This window comes from Actinosynnema sp. NPDC037264, from assembly GCF_055603705.1.
Genome location: NZ_JBVJVK010000086.1, coordinates 13,978 through 31,837, shown reverse-complemented (window position 1 = coordinate 31,837; position 17,860 = coordinate 13,978). Strand labels below are relative to the sequence as shown.

12 protein-coding genes are annotated in these 17,860 nt (G+C 70.0%); all 12 read right to left on the bottom strand.

The window, feature by feature from the left end; translation table 11 throughout:
- Positions 1 to 105 precede the first annotated feature (105 nt).
- Complete coding sequence (locus tag ACZ7GX_RS42515; protein WP_498786006.1) at positions 106 to 1,347, bottom strand: ABC transporter substrate-binding protein; 1,242 nt, start codon at positions 1,345 to 1,347, stop codon at positions 106 to 108.
- A 44-nt stretch (positions 1,348 to 1,391) separates the two neighbouring features.
- A complete protein-coding gene (locus tag ACZ7GX_RS42510) occupies positions 1,392 to 2,471 on the bottom strand; it encodes a LacI family DNA-binding transcriptional regulator (protein WP_498786004.1) in 1,080 nt (359 codons plus the stop codon).
- A gap of 675 nt (positions 2,472 to 3,146) precedes the next feature.
- Positions 3,147 to 4,286: an ROK family protein gene (locus ACZ7GX_RS42505; protein WP_498786002.1), complete on the bottom strand. Its 1,140-nt coding sequence runs from the start codon at positions 4,284 to 4,286 to the stop codon at positions 3,147 to 3,149.
- Positions 4,287 to 4,511: 225 nt separating this feature from the next.
- The gene (locus tag ACZ7GX_RS42500) at positions 4,512 to 5,615 is read right to left on the bottom strand and encodes a hypothetical protein (RefSeq protein WP_498786000.1); all 1,104 of its coding nucleotides are present in this window, start codon (positions 5,613 to 5,615) and stop codon (positions 4,512 to 4,514) included.
- A 250-nt stretch (positions 5,616 to 5,865) separates the two neighbouring features.
- Entirely contained in the window at positions 5,866 to 7,086 is a 1,221-nt protein-coding gene (gene mmsB, locus ACZ7GX_RS42495; RefSeq protein WP_498785998.1) for a multiple monosaccharide ABC transporter permease, read from the bottom strand.
- The gene (gene mmsA / locus ACZ7GX_RS42490) at positions 7,083 to 8,609 is read right to left on the bottom strand and encodes a multiple monosaccharide ABC transporter ATP-binding protein (protein ID WP_498785996.1); all 1,527 of its coding nucleotides are present in this window, start codon (positions 8,607 to 8,609) and stop codon (positions 7,083 to 7,085) included. The genes mmsB and mmsA overlap by 4 nt, the downstream gene beginning before the upstream one ends.
- An 11-nt stretch (positions 8,610 to 8,620) precedes the next feature.
- Positions 8,621 to 9,730: a multiple monosaccharide ABC transporter substrate-binding protein gene (gene chvE, locus ACZ7GX_RS42485; protein WP_498785994.1), complete on the bottom strand. Its 1,110-nt coding sequence runs from the start codon at positions 9,728 to 9,730 to the stop codon at positions 8,621 to 8,623.
- A 74-nt stretch (positions 9,731 to 9,804) separates the two neighbouring features.
- Positions 9,805 to 11,313, bottom strand: coding sequence for an L-arabinose isomerase (araA, locus tag ACZ7GX_RS42480; RefSeq protein WP_498785992.1), 1,509 nt, complete (start codon positions 11,311 to 11,313; stop codon positions 9,805 to 9,807).
- Positions 11,314 to 11,333: 20 nt separating this feature from the next.
- Entirely contained in the window at positions 11,334 to 11,987 is a 654-nt protein-coding gene (locus tag ACZ7GX_RS42475) for an L-ribulose-5-phosphate 4-epimerase (RefSeq protein ID WP_498785990.1), read from the bottom strand.
- 3 nt (positions 11,988 to 11,990) lie between these two features.
- Positions 11,991 to 13,646, bottom strand: coding sequence for a ribulokinase (gene araB / locus ACZ7GX_RS42470; protein ID WP_498785988.1), 1,656 nt, complete (start codon positions 13,644 to 13,646; stop codon positions 11,991 to 11,993).
- 520 nt (positions 13,647 to 14,166) lie between these two features.
- A complete protein-coding gene (locus ACZ7GX_RS42465; RefSeq protein WP_123742618.1) occupies positions 14,167 to 15,153 on the bottom strand; it encodes a LacI family DNA-binding transcriptional regulator in 987 nt (328 codons plus the stop codon).
- Between the two features lie 232 nt (positions 15,154 to 15,385).
- Complete coding sequence (locus ACZ7GX_RS42460) at positions 15,386 to 17,860, bottom strand: alpha-L-arabinofuranosidase family protein (RefSeq protein ID WP_498785986.1); 2,475 nt, start codon at positions 17,858 to 17,860, stop codon at positions 15,386 to 15,388.

Sequence of the window (17,860 nt, the reverse complement as noted above, 5' to 3'; positions counted from 1 at the left end):
CCCCCCCCCCCCCCCCCCCCCCCCCCCCCCCCCCCCCCCCCCCCCCCCCCCCCCCCCCCCCCCCCCCCCCCCCCCCCCCCCCCCCCCCCCCCACGACGGGGGAAGTCAATTAAGCAGCTCCTGCAACTTGGTCTGCAGCTCCTTCAGCGCCACGTCGCTGGTCTTCGCGCCGGTCAACGCGGCGTAGGCGGCTTCCTGGATCGCCTGCGTGACGTCGCCGTAGCGGACGGCCTGCGGGCGCGGCTTAGCCGACAGGATCGACTCCTTCAGCGTCGGCAGGTACGGGAACTGCTTGATCAGCTCGGCGTCCTCGTACAGGCTCGCCAGGGTCGGCGCCTGCGAGGTGGCCAGCAGGTTGGAGCGCTGCGAGGCCTCGCTGGTGAAGAACTTGATGAAGTCCAGCGCGGTGGCCTTGTTCTTGCCGAACGCGGAGATGGCGAAGTTGTGGCCGCCCAGGGTGGAGCTGCCGGGGCCCTTGAGGCCGGGCAGGGGCGCGACGTCGAACTTGCCCGCGACCTGCGAGGAACCGTCGGTCTTGCCGGCCAGGTTCCACTGGTAGGGCCACTGGCGGTGGAACAGGAGCTCGCCCGCCTGGAACGCGCGGCGGCCCTCCTCTTCCTTGTAGGTGATGGCCTTCTCCGGGATGATGCCCTGCTGGAACCCGGTGACCAGGGTGTCCAGCCCGGCCTTCGCCTCGGGCGAGTCGACGACGGCCTTGCCGGAGGCGTCGACCACGTCGCCGCCCGCGGAGTGCACGGCCTCGTCGAAGTTGACCGTCAGGCCCTCGTACTTCTCGAACTGACCGGCGTAGCAGCCGATCGCGGGCTGCGTCGCCTTGACCGCCTGGCAGGCGGTGGTGAGCTCGGCCCACGTCTTCGGCGGCTTCTGGCCCGCCGCGTCGAGCAGGTCCTTGCGGTAGTACAGCAGGCCGCCGTCGGAGTACACCGGCGCGGCGTAGAGCTTGTCGCGGTACTGCGCGGTCTTCACCGCGGGCTGGAGGAACTTGTCCAGTTCGAACTCCTTGGCGGGCAGTTCGACGACCCAGCGGTTGGCGGCGAACTCGGCCGTCCACACCACGTCGAGGTTGAGGATCGTGTACGCGTCGGACTTGACCTGCGCGTTCTGCACCATCTGCTGGCGCTGGGCGTCCGCGGACTCGGGCAGTTCGATGATCCGGACCTGCTCGTTCGCGTGCGAGGCGTTCCACTCGTCGACGAGCTTCTGCATGTTGCCGGAGGTGTCCTTGCCGGTGGCGAAGGTGACCTCGCCCCGTCCTTCGAGCGCACCGCTGGGCTGCTCGCCGCCTTCGTCCCCTCCGCTGCCGCACGACGCGAGGAGGACTGCCACACCCAGCGCCGCGGTTGCCCGCGCCGCCGTTGTCCGAACGCCCATTACCGAGACTCCCATTCGTTCAGGTCTTGCTCTGTCAAGCGGATCGGGGCACTGCCGCGGCTGATGATCCCGCCCGGCAGCAACACGCCCCGATCGCTGTTCGCACTGGTGGTCGAGCCGCGTCCAGCGCTGGTTGTCGTGCTGTTGGTGCTCTCCAGGAGGTCCACCACGGTGCGGGCGAACCTCTCGACGGGTTGCCGCACCGAGGTGAGACCACCGTCCACAACAGAGGCCAACGGCGAGTCGTCGAAACCCGTCACCGCGACGTCCGTCCCCGGCCGGAGCCCCTGGCGGCGCACTTCACGGTGCACACCTACCGCAAGTGGATCACTCACCGCGATCACCGCGTCGGGTATCACTTCGGAGTCCAGCAGGTCTCGCATCGCCGCCCCGCCCGCTTCGACGGTGTCGTCCTCGGCGAGCACCAACCGGTCCGCGGGCAGGTCGAAGGCCGTGCAACCGGCTTTCCAGCCACGCAGCCGTTCGAGGTTCTGCACGATCCTCCCCCGTCCGCCGACGAACGCGATGCGACTGCGGCCGAGGTCGTGCAGGCGGTCGACGAGCCGGTGGCACGCGGCCGCGCCGTCGAGGTCGACCCACGGTCCGGGCTGCTCGCCGTTCCCCGTGCGCCCGAAGGACACGAAGGGCACGTCGTGGTCGGCCAGCCATCGGTGGCGCGGGTCCTCCTCGACGGTGTTGGCCAGCACGAAGCCGTCCACCGCGCGTTGGGCTACCAGGTCGGCGTAGGCGTCGATCTCGGTCGTGCCGGTGAACAGGAGCACGTGGCGGCCGGAGTCTTCCACCTCGGCGGTGAGCAGGTGCAGGAACCGGTCCATGAACGAGCTCGGCGTGTCGGTGATCGGCACGTGGTAGCCGATGAGGCCGGCTCGGCGGGCGGCCAGGTTCCGCGCGTTGCGGTTGGGTCGGTAGCCGAGGGCCTCGACGGAGGCGCGGACGCGCCGGCGGGTGGCCGGGTCCACCCGGTGGGGCGCGTTGAGCACGTTGGACACGGTTTGACGGGAGACACCGGCGTGCAGCGCCACCTGGCGGATCGTCACCGGACCGCCGGGACGCGCCATGGCCTGCTCCCCTCCCCCGGGTTCGAGCTGGTTCGGTGCCGTTCGCGCTGGTTCCGTGATCCCGTCGTGCGGTGACGGAGCGCACCCGTCCGAGTACTGAGCCGATCGTTTGACCGCTCAAAATCGGCGGTACTGTGTCGCGGGCCACAGCGCTGTGTCAAGGAGTGGGAAGCCTGCGTGACCGGACCGCAACTTCTTCGCTCCGCAACAACGCAAGCCCATCACCGTCCGACCAGGACCGCGACACCGCCACCCACACCAGCGCGCACCGCCGATTGCCGCAACCCCACCACCACCCACCCGATCCCGTTCCGTTGACCCCTCGTAACCCACCGGTTATCCCCAAGCGACCACAACGGACCCGCAACCTCTCCACAAGGCCCGATTTGACATGGGTTCGGGTGCCATAGGCTGGTCGAAGCCGGGCAGGCTTGGCGGACGCTTTTCCCGCCAGGCCTGCCCGGCTTTGGCCTGCCTGGGGTGCCCGTAAGGGCCCCATGTCAAATCGAGCCGAACAGGACAAACACCACCCCGAACACCCAACTCACCACACCCGAACACTCAACTCGACCGACCTGAACGCTCAGCTCGGCACACCCGGAACGTCCGGACGCACGAGCTGAACGTTCGCCACACCCGACCTGAGCGTTCGACCCACTCGAGGGTGAGAAGCAGTCAGGGGCGGAGGCCACCGGTCAGGGTGGCGCGGATGGCCAGTGCCGCGCCCGAGCGGGCCCACTCGCCGAAGTCGAACGGCTGGACGTCCAGGTCGATGAGCGCCGGGTCGGCCTCGTAGCTCGCACTGATCCCGTCCACCACCCGCTGCTCCGACACCTCGAAGAGCGGGAGCCCGTCACCCGTCAGCAGGATCTTCCGCGGATCCAGGAAGTTCGCCACCGTGGCGATCAGGACACCCAGCGCGTAGCCCGCGTCGTCGAACACCCGCTTGGCCACCGGGTCACCCGCCAACGCCCGCCCGACCGCTTCCTCGTACGTCGGGTCCCCATCCAACTGGCGCAGCATCACGTGCGTCATCAGGTAGCTCGACGCGCAACCGCGGTGGCCGTACCCGCACTGCGGACCGCTCGGGTCGATGAGGATGTGGGAGATCCTCGGCGTGAGGCCGTGCGCGCCCCGGACCAGCTTGCCGTCGATGATCACGCCGCAGCCGACGCCCGCGCCCACCGTGACCAGGGCCATCGAGTCCAGCCCCGCGCCCGCGCCGAACCAGTGCTCCGCCGACGTCAGCGCCTGCACGTCGTTGTCGACCGCCGTGGGGAGGGCGGTGGCGGCGGTGACCGCGTCGTGCAGCGGCACGTTCACCCACCGCAGGAACCCCGCCTCGGTCACCACCCCGTCGTGCACGGTGCCGCCCAGCGTCACGCCGATGGCCGTCAGGTTCGGGAAGCTCGCCGCGACCTCGGCGATCCGGGCGACCACGTCGGCCGGGTCGGTGGACCGCAGGGGCTGGTCCGCGGTGTCGACGACCTTGGCGGTGAGGTCGGTGACGACGGCGTAGAGGCGGTCGGCGGTGAGCTTCACGCCCAGGAAGTGGTGGGACTCGCCACGCACGTGGAGCATCTCCGAGGGCCTGCCGGTGGACGAGCGCAGTTGCGTCTCGCCCTCGACGAGCAGTCCGCTCAGCACGAGGGTGCGGGTCGCCCTGGTGAGGGTGGGCCGGGACAGGTGGAGTCGGGTCGCGATCTCGGCCCGCGGCATCGTGCCGTGGATCAGGACCTCCAGCAGCACGTCACGCGCGACTTCGGGCAGGTCCGGCCAGGAACGAGCGGTGCGAGGGCCGGTTCCCGAGGTCACCGACCGAACATACCCGGACCAACCCGACCCGACCGGATCACCGCACAGCCACCACCCGCACCGCCAACCAGCCACGACCGCACCCCAGCCGACCGCACCCGACCGCACCCGACCGCACCCGACCGCACCGCACCGCACCACGACCACCAAACGCCGCGACCCGCGGTCCCCGCACAGCACGACCCGGGTCGCCGCACCGCCACGACCCGGGTCGTCACCGCACCACTAGCAGATGCTCTGCCTGCTGTTGACCAGCGTGTTGTTGCGGAACGTGGTGTTCGTCCCGCACGGGTTCTCGGTGATCGCCGAGTTGGTGACGGTCAGGTTCTGGATGATGACGTCCCGCGTCACCGGGAACTCGCTCCGCGCCGCCAACCGGATCTCGCCCCCGCCGCTCACGCTGCCGCTCTGGGCGGCGATGTTCACGTTGTAGCAGTTCTCGATCAGGATCGCGTTGTTGCCGGTGTTGGCGACGTCGATCCGGTCGATCTGCAGGCCGCCGCTCTCCGAGACGCAGAAGATGCCGCGACCGCCGCCGCGCGCCTTGACCGTCCCGACCCGGACGTTGATCGGGTAGCTGCTGCCGATCCGGCCGTTGCGGTTGGCCGTGCGGAACGCGGCGTAGCCGGTGCCGGCGCCCGCGTTCTCGGCGTCGACCGTGCCCACCGTGGCGTTGATCGTCTGGTTGAGCAGCAGGCCCGACTCGCCGACGCTGCGCGCCACCACCGTGCCGATGGTCAGGCCGTCCACCCCGTACGTCTCCACGGCGTGCGACCTGGCGCCCTGCACGTAGACGTAGTCGATGCGCACGTTGCGGGTCCACTGGCTGGTGTCGCCGCGGTTGTCGATGCGCACGCCCAGCCCGCCGGACAGGCGCATGTTCACGTTGCCGATCACCACGTTGGTGACGTTGCGCATGAAGATGCCGTACAGCGGGGTGCCGGTGAGGGTGAGGTTCTGGACCTCGATGTCGCGGACGCCGCGCGCGTAGACCGGCGCGTAGTCGCCCGAGCCGCTGCCGGTGACGTTGATGGTGCCGCACAGGTCGATCGTGGTGTAGCTGCGCATCGAGTACCGCTCGCCCGCGGGGATGGAGCCGGACGCCCGGACGACGATCCGCTCCTTGGACGTGCGGTTCGCGGTGAGGCTGTCGTTGGCCGCCTGCATCGCGGCGCGCAGGCTGCTTCCGGTGTAGACCGTGCTGCTGCCCCGGCGGGCCGTGAAGCTGCTGCCGGACCCGGTCACCTCGGCGTGGTAGGTGCCGTCGCCGCAGGCGGCCTGGGCCTCCGGCGCGGTGACCTGGAGCAGCGCCGCTGTCAACGCTGACACGGCGAGTAGTGCTTTCATGTGGTGATCTCCTAGGGCTTGGTAAGCGCTTTCCTGAGTGGCGGCGGAGATCGTGCTCGGCATTTCGACTGGAAGGTGGACGGTGGCGGCCCGTCGGGGGACGTGACGGGCCGCCGCCCGAGTCTGAACTGGGAGCGTTCCCAGGTCTGTTCGGTAGTGAATCCGAAGTGACCGGCCTACGTCAAGGGCCTGCCCCACAGGTGTGAGGCAGGCCCTTGATCGGTACAGAGGCTCAGGCACGGCCCCGGCGCTTGGTCCACACGTCGTAGGCGACGGCGGCCAGCAGCACGAGGCCCTTGACCAGCATCACCCGCTCGCTGGGCGCGCCGATCAACGACATGCCGTTGTTGATCACGCCCATGATCAGGCCGCCGGTGATCGCGCCGACCACCCGGCCGACGCCGCCCTGCACCGCCGCGCCGCCGATGAACGCCGCCGCGATCGCGTCCAGCTCGAACGCGTTGCCCGCGGTCGGACCGGCCTGGTTGAGGCGGCCGGCGAAGATCACGCCCGCCAGCGCGGACAGCAGGCCCATGTTCACGAACACCCAGAACGTGACCTGCTTGACCTTCACGCCGGACAGCGTCGCGGCCTGGAGGTTGCCGCCGATGGCGTAGATGTGCCGGCCGAACACCGACTTGTTCGCCATCACCGAGTAGCCCAGCGCCAGCACCGCGAGCAGCACGAGCACCCACGGCAGGTTGCGGAACCGGGCCAGCTGCACGACCACGGCCAGCACCACGGCCGCCGCCAGCGCGATCTTCGCCACGAAGATCGGGAACGGGTCCACGACCTGCCCGTAGCTCAGCCGCGCCTTGCGGTTGCGCCACTGGTTGAACGCGAACCCGGCCACCACCGCGACGCCGACCAGCAGGCTGACCAGGTCCGCGCCGCCGAGCGGGCCGAGGCCGACGTTGCCGAGGTAGCCCTCGGTGAAGCCGTTGGCCAGCGTGCGGATCTGGTCCGGGAACGGGCCGATGCCCTGGTTGCCCAGCACCGTCAGCGTCAGCGCCCGGAACACGAGCATGCCCGCCAGCGTCACGATGAACGCCGGGATGCCGAAGAACGCCACCCAGTAGCCCTGCGCCGCGCCGATCACCGCGCCCGAGAGCAGCGTGATGATCACCGCCAGCGGCCACGGCAGTCCCAGCTGGACGGTCAGCACCGCGCAGATCGCGCCGGTCAGCGCGACCACGGACCCGACCGACAGGTCGATGTGCCCGCCGATGATCACCAGGATCATGCCGATCGCCAGGATCAGCACGTACGAGTTCTGGACGATGATGTTGGAGATGTTCTGCGGTGTCAGCAGAGCGCCGTCCGTCAGCACCGTGAACAGCACCACGATCAGGGCGAACGCGATGTAGATGCCGGACTGCCGCAGGTTGAACGTGAACCTGCGCTGCGGCCCGGCCTGGGTCTTCAGCGCCTTGGCCGCGGTTTCGGTGGTCATGAGGTCTGTCCCTGGGTCATGTGGTGCATCAAGCGTTCCTGGGTTGCTTCCGCCCGGTCGAGCTCACCGGTGATGCGGCCCTCGGACAGGGCGTAGACCCGGTCGCACAGGCCGAGCAGCTCCGGCAGCTCGGAGGAGATGACCAGCACCGCGCGGCCCTGGTCGGCCAGGTCGTTGATGATCGAGTAGATCTCGTACTTCGCGCCGACGTCGATGCCGCGGGTCGGCTCGTCGAGGATGAGCACGTCCGGGTCGGTGAACATCCACTTCGCCAGCACGACCTTCTGCTGGTTGCCGCCCGACAGCGACGCGGTCGGGGTGGCGACGCTGGGCGTCTTGATGTTCATCGAGCGCCGGTAGGACTCGGCGACCGAGTGCTCCTCGTTCTCGTTCACCCAGCCGCGCGGCGCCAGCTTGGCCAACCCGGCCGCGGACACGTTGAGCTGGACGTCCTGGATCAGGTTGAGCCCGTAGCGCTTGCGGTCCTCGCTGACGTAGGCCAGGCCGTGGTCGATGGCCTTGCGGACGGTGCGCGTGTCGATCTCGCGGCCGTCCTTGAGGACCCGGCCGGAGATGCCGACGCCGTAGGACCGCCCGAACACGCTCATCGCGAGCTCGGTGCGGCCCGCGCCCATGAGGCCCGCGAGACCGACGATCTCACCGCGCCGCAACGACAGCGTGGCGTTGTCGACCACGACCCGGTCGGGCTGGGACGGGCTGTGCACGGTCCAGCCCTCGATCCGCAGCACCTCGTCCCCGATGTGGGGCGTGCGCGGCGGGAACCGGTGCTCCAGGTCGCGGCCGACCATGCCGGAGATGATCCGGTCCTCGGTCACGTCCTTCGCGGGCAGCGTCTCGATGGTGCGCCCGTCGCGCAGGATCGTGATGCTGTCGGCGATCCTGGTCACCTCGTTGAGCTTGTGCGAGATGATCACCGAGGTGATGCCCTCGTCGCGCAGCCCGTCGAGCAGGTCGAGCAGGTGCGCGGAGTCGTCGTCGTTCAACGCCGCGGTCGGCTCGTCCAGGATCAGCAGCTTCACGTCCTTGGCCAGGGCCTTGGCGATCTCCACCAGCTGCTGCTTGCCGACGCCGAGGTCGTGCACGGGCGTCGTCGGGTTCTCCCGCAGGCCCACGCGGGCGAGCAGGGCGCCCGCCGCGTGGTTGGTGCGGTTCCAGTCGATGAACCCGCGCTTGGCCCGCTCGTTGCCGAGGAACAGGTTCTCCGCGACGGACAGCTGGCCGCACAGCGCCAGCTCCTGGTGGATGATCACGATGCCGCGCCGCTCGCTGTCGCGGACGCCGGCGAACGAGCAGGGCTCGCCCTCGAAGACGATCTCGCCCTCGTACGAACCGTGCGGGTGCACGCCGGAGAGCACCTTCATCAGCGTGGACTTGCCCGCGCCGTTCTCACCGCAGATCGCGTGGATCTCACCGCGCCGCACGGCGAGCGTGACGTCGTGCAGCGCGGTGACCCCGGCGAACCGCTTGGTGATGCCGCGCATCACCAGGATTTCGTCGGACATGGTGTGCAAACCTACTTCAGCTGATCCGCGGTGTAGTAGCCGCTGTCGACGAGCACCTTCTGGTAGTTGCCCTTGTCCACGATCACCGACTCGAGCAGGTACGACGGCACGACCTTCTTGCCGTTGTCGTAGTCCTTCTCGTTGTTGACCTCGGGCTTGCCGCCCTTGAGCACGGCGTCGGCCATCTTCACGGTGGTCGCCGCGAGCTCGCGGGTGTCCTTGTAGATCGTCGAGAACTGCTCGCCCGCGATGATCGACTTCACCGACGCGACCTCGGCGTCCTGGCCCGTGACGATCGGGTACGGGTTGCCGCCGGTGCCGTAACCGCTGCTCTTGAGCGCGGACAGGATGCCGATGGACAGGCCGTCGTACGGCGACAGCACGCCGTGCACCTGCGCACCGCCGTAGGAGGAGGTCAGCAGGTCTTCCATGCGCTTCTGGGCCGTCGCCGGGTCCCAACGCAGGATGGCGACCGTCTTGAAGTCGGTCTGGCCGCTCTTGACCACCAGCGTGCCCTTGTCGATGTGCGGCTGGAGCACCGACATCGCGCCGTTGAAGAAGAACGTGGCGTTGTTGTCGTCCGGCGAGCCGGCGAACAGCTCCACGTTCAGCGGGCCGGTCGCGGTGCCCGGGGTGCCGTCGGCGTTGAGCACCTTCAGCCCGGTCAGCAGCGACGTCGCCTGCTGCACGCCGACCTTGAAGTTGTCGAAGGTGGCGTAGTAGTCGACGCTGTCGGTGTTGCGCAGCAGCCGGTCGTAGGCGATGACCGGGATGTTGGCGTCCTGCGCCTGCTGCAGCTGCGAGGTGATCGCGGTGCCGTCGATCGAGGCCACGATGAGCAGCTTCGCGCCCTTGGTGATCTGGTTCTCGATCTGGTTGGCCTGCGTCGGGATGTCGTTCTCGGCGTACTGGAGGTCGACCTTGTAGCCCTTCTCCTCCAACGCCTTCTTGATGTTGTCGCCGTCGTGGATCCAGCGCTCCGACGAGCGGGTCGGCATGGTCACGCCGACGAGCGCGCCCTCCGTCGAGCCGGTCTGCTGGTCGACGGACTTCTCCGCCGACCCGCAGGCGGCGAGCATCAGGCCGGCCGCGGTGATGGCGGCGATCCGCGGAAACCTCATTGTTTCTCTCTCTCCCTAGATGTGGTGCTTGGTCCGCGACCGGCCGGCTCGGGGCCGGCCGGTCGCGGGACCGGCTAGCGCAGACCTTGCGCGAGTCGGAAGTACGCCTGGTTCCAGCGCAGGCGGTCGCCGAACGACGCGGTCGTCGTGTCCCGGTCGATGACCACCAGTTCGGTGTTCACCATGGTCGCGAAGTCGCGCAGCGTATCCGAGCCCACGGCCTGCGTCATCACGGTGTGGTGCGGTCCACCCGCGGTCAGCCACGACTCGGCCGACGTGGACAGCGACGGCGCGGGCTTCCACACCGCGCGCGCGACCGGCAGGTTCGGCAGCGGCTCGTCCGGCGGCACGACCTCGACCTCGTTGGCCACCAACCGGAACCGCTCGCCGAGGTCGGCCAGGCCGACGACGACCGCGGGGCCGGCCGCCGCGTCGAACACCAGCCGGACCGGGTCCTCCCGGCCGCCGATGCCGAGCGCGTGCACCTCGCACGAGGGCTGGTCGGCCGCGATGGTCGGGCAGACCTCCAGCATGTGCGCGCCGAGGATCTTCGGCTCGCCCGGTCCGAAGTGGTAGGTGTAGTCCTCCATGAAGGACGTGCCGCGGCCGGTGCCGGCGCCCATCGCCTTGACCGCGGCGAGCAGGGCGGAGGTCTTCCAGTCGCCCTCGCCGCCGAAGCCGTAGCCGTCGGCCATCAGCCGCTGCACGGCCAGGCCCGGCAGCTGCCGCAGCCCGCCGAGGTCCTCGAAGTTCGTGGTGAACGCGCCGAAGCCGCCGTCGGTGAGGAACCGGCGCAACCCGGCCTCGATGCGCGCGCCGTAGCGCAGGGAGTCGTGCCGCTCGGCGCCCTTGTGCAGCTCGGGCGCGAGCCGGTAGGTGTCGGCGTACTCGGCGACCAGGAGGTCGATCTCCTCCTCTTCGACCGCGTCCACCAGTTCGACCAGGTCGTTCACGCCGTAGGTGTTGACCGAGACGCCGAAGCGCAGCTCGGCCTCCACCTTGTCACCCTCGGTCACCGCGACGCCACGCATGTTGTCGCCGAACCGGGCCAGCTTCATCCCGTTCAGGTGGCTGTAGCCGGTGGCGGCGCGCACCCAGCCGTCGATCCGGTCGGCCAGCAGCGGGTCGCTCGCGTGGCCCGCCACGGTCTTGCGCGGCACGCCGATCCTGGTCTGGATGAACCCGAACTCGCGGTCGCCGTGCGCGGCCTGGTTGAGGTTCATGAAGTCCATGTCGATGGTCGACCACGGCAGCGCCTCGTTGAGCTGCGTGTGCAGGTGCAGCAGCGGCTTGCGCAGCGCGTCCAGCCCGGTGATCCACATCTTCGCGGGCGAGAACGTGTGCATCCACGCGATCACGCCGATGCACGACGGGTCGGCGTTCGCCGCGAGCATGACGTCGCGGATGGCGGCGGTGTCGGTCAGCACCGGCTGCCACACCACCTCCGCGGCGATGCGGCCCGACTCGGTGAGCATCCGCTGGATCTGCTGCGACTGCTGGGCGACCTGCTCGAGCGTTTCCGGGCCGTAGAGGTGCTGGCTCCCGGTCAGGAACCAGACCTGCGGCTTCCCAGCAGGCGACATGCGGGGCTCCCCTCGTGGGCTCATTGCCCGTAGACGTTCTGGTAACGGGCGTACAGGCTGTCGATGTGGTGCTGCTCGATCGGCTTGGGCGTGCCGAGCTGGTGTGCGAAGTGGACGGTGCGGGCCACGTCCTCCACCATCACCGCGGCCTTCACCGCCGCACGGGCGTCCTTGCCGATCGTGAACGGGCCGTGGTTGCGCATCAGCACGGCCGGCGACCGGCTGCCGCGCAGGGTCTCCACGATGCCCTGGCCGATCGAGTCGTCGCCGATCAGCGCGAACGGGCCCACCGGGACGTCGCCGCCGAACTCGTCGGCGATCATCGTGAGCACGCACGGGATGGGCTCGCCGCGCGCCGCCCACGCCGTGGCGTACGGGGAGTGCGTGTGCACCACTCCCCCGACCTCGGGCATGTGCCGGTACACGTAGGCGTGCGCGGCGGTGTCCGACGACGGCGAGTAGTCGCCCTCGACCAGGGTGCCGTGCAGGTCGGTGACGACCATGGCCTCGGGGGTCAGCTCGTCGTAGGACACGCCGGACGGCTTGATGACCATCAGGTCCTGGCCGGGCACGCGCGCCGAGATGTTGCCCGCGGTCCAGATCACCAGCTCGTAGCGGGTCAGCTCGCGGTGCAGGTCGGCGACCGTGCGGCGGAGGTCCTGAGCAATGGACACCGGTCACTCCCCCTTGACGGCGCGACGCCGCGCCTTCAGCCGGTGCATGACCTCGTTGGCGCCGCGGCCGAAGTAGTCGTGCAGCTCCTGGTACTCCACGAACATCCGCTCGTAGGCCTCGACGTTGTCCGGGATCGGCAGGTACGCGCCGCGCTTGATCGAGCCCATCGCCTTGGCGGCCGCGTGGATGTCCTCGTAGGCCTTCGCCGCGACGGCCGCGTGCATGGCCGAGCCCAGCGCGGGGCCCTGCTCGGAGCCGATGACCGACAGCGGCAGGTTCGTCACGTCGGCGTAGATCTGCATCAGCAGCGGGTTGCGCAGCAGGCCGCCCGCGATCACCAGCTCGGTGACCGGGATGCCCGCGTCGGTGTAGGAGTCCACGATGACGCGCGTGCCGTAGGCGGTGGCCTCCAGCAACGCCCGGTAGGTGTCCTCGGCGCGGGTGGCCAGCGTCTGCCCGACGATGACGCCCGACAGCTCGTGGTCGACCAGGACCGAGCGGTTGCCGCTGTGCCAGTCCAGCGCGATCAGGCCGTGCTCGCCGATGCGCTGCTGCGCGGCCAGCTCGGTCAGCAGCTCGTGCACCGAGATCCCGCGCGCCCGCGCCTGCTCGTGGTACTCCGCCGGCACGCCGTGCTCGACGAACCAGGCGAAGATGTCGCCGACGCCGCTCTGCCCGGACTCGTAGCCCCACAGGCCGGGCACGATCCCGCCGTCCACCACGCCGCACATGCCCGGCACGTCGGCCAGCACGTCGGCGTTCATCACGTGGCACGTGGAGGTGCCCATGATCGCGACCATCTGGCCGGGTTCGACGGCCCGCGCGGCGGGCGCGGTCACGTGCGCGTCGACGTTGCCGACGGCCACCGCGATGCCGGGCTTGAGGCCGGTCCACTCGGCGGCCTGCTCGGTGAGGCCGCCCGCCCGGTCGCCGAGCTGGCCGAGCGGGTGCTCCAGCTTGTCGGAGACGAACGTCGCGAAGTCGGGGTTGAGCGCGGAGAGGAAGTCCGCGGACGGGTAGCCGTCCTGGTAGATGCCCTTGTAGCCGGCCGTGCACGCGTTGCGCACGTAGGTGCCGGCGAGCTGCCAGACGATCCAGTCGGCGGCCTCGACCCAGTGGTCCATCGCCGCGTAGACCTCGGGGGCCTCTTCCAGCAGCTGGAGGCCCTTGGCGAACTCCCACTCCGAGGAGATCAGGCCGCCGTAGCGGGGCAGCCAGGCCTCGCCGCGCTGCGCGGCCAGGTGGTTGATCCGGTCGGCCTGCGGCTGGGCCGCGTGGTGCTTCCACAGCTTCACGTACGCGTGCGGGTTGCCCGCGAACTCGGGCAGCTCGTTGAGCGGCGTGCCGTCGGACTTGACCGGGACCATCGTGCACGCGGTGAAGTCGGTGCCGATGCCGATCACGTCGGCCGGGTCGACCCCGGCGTCGGCGATGGCCGCGGGCACCGCGTGCTTGAGCACGTCCACGTAGTCCTGCGGCACCTGCAACGCCCAGTCCGGGGGCAACGCGCGCCCGTCGGGCAGGGCGCGGTCCAGCACGCCGTGCCGGTAGTCGTGCACCGCGGTGCCGAGTTCGAGGCCGTCGCGCACCCGCACGACCACCGCGCGGCCGGACAACGTGCCGAAGTCGACACCCACCACCAATGGATCGCTCGCCATGATGGGCAGTGTTATCGCTAACATTCGCGACGTCAAGACCTGCCCGCAACGTGGTCTTAAAGAGTTGGTGAGCGTGCACAAAACCCGGTGTTCAGCGGGGTGCGCCACCGACCGCGGTCACACCGTCAGCCTAGGCGTGTTCGGGCCGCGTGCGGGACCGCAGATGCGCGGAGACCGGACGAAATAGTTGCGGGCCCGGCCCGACCGCACCAGAGGACGCCCGGCACGACCCACCGCGGGGGTCGCGGAACCGTATCCGGCCCGCCGAGCCGCCACCCGACCGGCACCCGCACCACCGCACCGCGCCGTGCCCACACCCCCGCACCACGCCCACGACGCCACCCACACCCACAGCCACACCGGCACCGGCACCGGCACCGGCACCGGCACCGGCACCGGCACTGTGCCCCACACCACTCGCGTGTCGAACGCTCTGGCCCCCGAGCTCACCGTTCCGAACGTCGAACTCGGGGGTCCTGGAGGTTCGACACGGTGGGCCTGAGCGTTCGACACGCGCGGTTCACTGCACGGGAGGCGCGACGCTGTCCCGCTTCACCAGCGCCGGCGGGACGTTGCGCTGCGGCGCGCCCACCTCGCCGTCGGCCACCTGCGCCAGCAGCAGCTCCAGCGTCTCCTTGGCGACCGCGTGGAAGTCCGGCCGGATGGTCGTCAGCGGCGGGATGAAGTAGGCCGCCTCCGGCACGTCGTCGAACCCCACGATGCTCACGTCGTGCGGCACCCGGCGGCCGCGCTCGCTCATCGCGCGCAGGATGCCGAGCGCCAGGTGGTCGTTCGCCGCGAAGATCGCGGTGACCTCCGGCATGCGGGCCAGCATCTGGCCCGCCCGGTAGCCCGAGGCCGCGCTCCAGTCCGCCGGCACGACCGGCGGCACCTCCAGGCCCGCCGTCTCCAGCGCCGACCGCCAACCCCTTATGCGACCGAGGCTGTCGAACCAGTCCGACGGCCCCGAGACGTGCCACACCGTGCGGTGGCCCGCCTCCAGCAGGTGCGTGGTCGCCGCGAAGGCGCCCGCCGCCTGGTCCACCGTGACGAGCGGTGTGGAGCGCTCCGGGTCGCCGTCCACCGTGACGAGCGGGATGCCGGCGGACACGTCGCCGACCGCGTCGTTGGCCGACGCGGTCGGCGCGATGACCACTATCCCGGCGACCCGCTGGTCGCGGTGGCGTTCCACGGCGTCGGAGATGGAGTTGCGGTCCAGGACGTTGACCCGGCCCACGCTCACCGCGAACCCCGCCTCGGCCGCCGCCGCCTCGAACGCGGCGAGCAGCGACGCGGGGCCGTAGAGCGTCGAGTTCTGCGCCACCACCCCGATCAGCTGCGACCGGCCGGTGACCAGCGCCCTGGCCGCCTTGTTGGGCCGGTAGCCCAGCTCCGCGATGGCCGCGCGCACCCGCAGCCGGGTCTGCTCCCGGACGTTGGGGTGCCCGTTCAGCACCCTCGACACCGTCTGGTGCGAGACCCCGGCGAGCCGGGCGACATCCGTCATCGCGGGATCGCGCGAGGTCCTGTGCTCCACTAGCGCCCCATCTCCCCTGTCGACATTGCAGCCTTCGTACTCGATGTTAGCGATAACACGCCTGGTCCACCGTGAAGGTGCTCACGGTCCATTGTCCATCAGAGACCGTTCCCACCAGCGCAGGGACACGTCAGCTCACCCGGAAGGTCGCACCTTCCCGGGCCGGGAGGCGCTCCCGTCGCGGAGGTTCCGGGCGGCGTGATCAACGGCGGTCCTTGATGCGGAGGAAGGTGACCGAGTTCGGCGGGAACGTGTGGGTGAAGGAGTTCGACACCCGCACCTGCGTCCGCTTGGCCTTGACCGGCTGGGCGAACTCGGTGTTCACGTCGTCGGGCAGGCCCTCCAGCACGGTCGCCCTCGCGATCGGCGCCACCCGCGTGCCCCGGCCGAGGTCGATCTTCGTGCGGGCGGGCTCCGACCGCGCGTTGACGACCTTGACGATCAGCTCGCCGGTCGCCTCGTCGCGCGTGACCACCTGGCGGAACGGCTCCGGGTTCTTGGTGGCCTCGTCGGTGAACTCCGCCCACAGCACGTCGTCGACGAACAGCTTCACCGTCCGGTCGCGGACCTCGACCCGCAGGTCGTAGGTGCGACCGGTCTCGATCGTGGTGCCGTCGGCGTGGAACACGCGCGAGGAGTTGCCGCCGTCGACCGCGGAGCGGGTGTTGTTCCAGCCGCCCAGGTTCCACCAGAACGGGTTGCCCGTGCCGTTGACCGCGAACGGGATCAGGAAGCCCTCGCTGCCGGACAGCTTGGTGGCCTTCACGCTGAACGTGAAGTCGGTCCAGGTCGGGTCGCCCGCCGTCACCAGGGGGTTGGTCGCGGCGGTGTCGGACTGCACGAAACGCCCGTCCACCACGTCCCAGTCGCCGGCGCCGTTGCCCGTCCAGTTGCCCCGGTCGGCGGAGAAGTCGTCGGCGAACAGCTCGCGGCCGTCGGCGGAGGTGACCTTCACGTCGTCGTAGGCCACGGAGGTGGCCCAGGACGACAGGGCGACGGCCCCGGTGATCGGCGTCGGGCTCCACGGCGTGCCGGAGGCCGTGCTCTTCACGACGTGGTCGCCCACGTTGGTCATGAACAGCTTCTGCACCTCGTACGAGGTCGAGCCCCACGAGGCGTGGTTGTTGAACCAGATCATGTCCGGCCGCCACTGCACGTAGTCCTCGTTGGAGAGCAGCGGCGCGTAGGAGGCGAGCTTGACCACGTCGGCGTTGCGCTCCAGGCCGGTCATGAACGCGGCCTCGGCCAGCGCGTTGAAGTACCGGTTGTCCTGCGAGGCGTACTCGCCGAGGAACACCTTCGGCCCGTTGCGGTCGTAGCCGTCGTACCGGTCGTTGTTCTCCAGGAACCAGCTCGGGCTGTTGTAGTAGTGCTCGTCGACCATGTCGACGCCCGCGTCGCGGTTGAGCTGCCACAACCGGTCGAAGTTGGCGCCGGCGTCGTCCGGGCCGGAGTTGCTGACGATGGTGATGTCCGGGTACTCGGCCTCGATGGCGGCGCGGAACCGCGTGAACCGGCTGAAGAACTCGTCGGCCAGGTTCTCCTCGTTGCCCACGGCCAGGTGGGTGAGCCCGAACGGCTCCGGGTGGCCCATCTCGGCCCGCTTGCGGCCCCACGTGGAGTCGGCCGGGCCGTTGGCGAACTCGATCAGGTCCAGGGTGTCCTGGATGTGCCGTGCCAGCAACGCGGGGTCGTCGGTGGCGCGGTTCTGGCCGCAGCCGGTGACCAGGGCGGGCACCACGGGCAGCGGCATGGCGCCGATGTCCTCGGCGAACTGGAAGTACTCGTAGTAGCCGAGGCCGTAGGACTGGTTGTAGCCCCAGAAGTTCCAGTTGGTGGCGCGCTGCTCGACCGGGCCGATGGTGTCCTTCCACTGGAAGGAGCGGCGGCGCTCGAAGTTCGGCGCCTCGTAGGCGTGGTGGCTGCCGGTGTTCACCAGGCACCCGCCGGGGAAGCGGACGAAGCCCGGTTCGAGGGCGGCGATCTTCTCCGCCAGGTCCTTGCGCAGGCCGTGGCCCTTGAAGGTGTCCCGCGGGAACAGCGAGACCATGTCCAGCCGCAGGGTGCCCGTGCCGCCCGCGTCCAGCAGCAACCGGCCGGCGGTGGAGGACTCGCGCGCGGTGAACGTACCGGTGTACTTGGTCCAGCCGTCACCGGTGACCCGGACCGCCAGCGGCGGCGCCAGGTCCTCGCCCCCCGGGTCGGTGAGGCCCACGTGCACCGGCGTGCCGCCGGGCTGGTCCGTGCGGGCCCAGGCGGAGAAGTCGTAGCGCTTGCCCTCCTCCACGTTGACGCCCGTGTTGTACCCGGAGTTGACCACCCCGGCGGGCAGGCCGAGGCGCAGGTGGTTGCGGTTGCGCTCGTTGAGGCGGGCGTCGTCGTCGACCACCTCGACCGTGCCGCCGGTCGGCGCCCACCCGGTGAGCGGCGTGTAGGCGGCGTTGTCGGCGGTGCTGTACTCGAACGACCTGTTCTGCACCAGCTCGGCGTACAGGCCGCCGTCGGCGGCGCGGTTGATGTCCTCGAAGAAGACGCCGTACATGGTGTCGTCGATCGTCGCGCCCCTGGCGGCGGGGTCGATGGTGAGCGTGTAGTCGGAGTCGGCGGCCGAGCCCGAGCCGGGCACGGCGATGAGCAGGCTCGCGGCGACCACCGCGGCCATCACAACGCGGGACAT

Bases quoted from the DNA above. Each gene is read 5' to 3' on its own strand.
- ACZ7GX_RS42510 (WP_498786004.1), bottom strand. From the start codon at position 2,471: ATGGCGCGTCCCGGCGGTCCGGTGACGATCCGCCAGGTGGCGCTGCAC.
- mmsB (WP_498785998.1), bottom strand. From the start codon at position 7,086: ATGACCACCGAAACCGCGGCCAAGGCGCTGAAGACCCAGGCCGGGCCG.
- mmsA (WP_498785996.1), bottom strand. From the start codon at position 8,609: ATGTCCGACGAAATCCTGGTGATGCGCGGCATCACCAAGCGGTTCGCC.
- chvE (WP_498785994.1), bottom strand. From the start codon at position 9,730: ATGAGGTTTCCGCGGATCGCCGCCATCACCGCGGCCGGCCTGATGCTC.
- araA (WP_498785992.1), bottom strand. From the start codon at position 11,313: ATGTCGCCTGCTGGGAAGCCGCAGGTCTGGTTCCTGACCGGGAGCCAG.
- araB (WP_498785988.1), bottom strand. From the start codon at position 13,646: ATGGCGAGCGATCCATTGGTGGTGGGTGTCGACTTCGGCACGTTGTCC.
- ACZ7GX_RS42465 (WP_123742618.1), bottom strand. From the start codon at position 15,153: ATGACGGATGTCGCCCGGCTCGCCGGGGTCTCGCACCAGACGGTGTCG.
- ACZ7GX_RS42460 (WP_498785986.1), bottom strand. From the start codon at position 17,860: ATGTCCCGCGTTGTGATGGCCGCGGTGGTCGCCGCGAGCCTGCTCATC.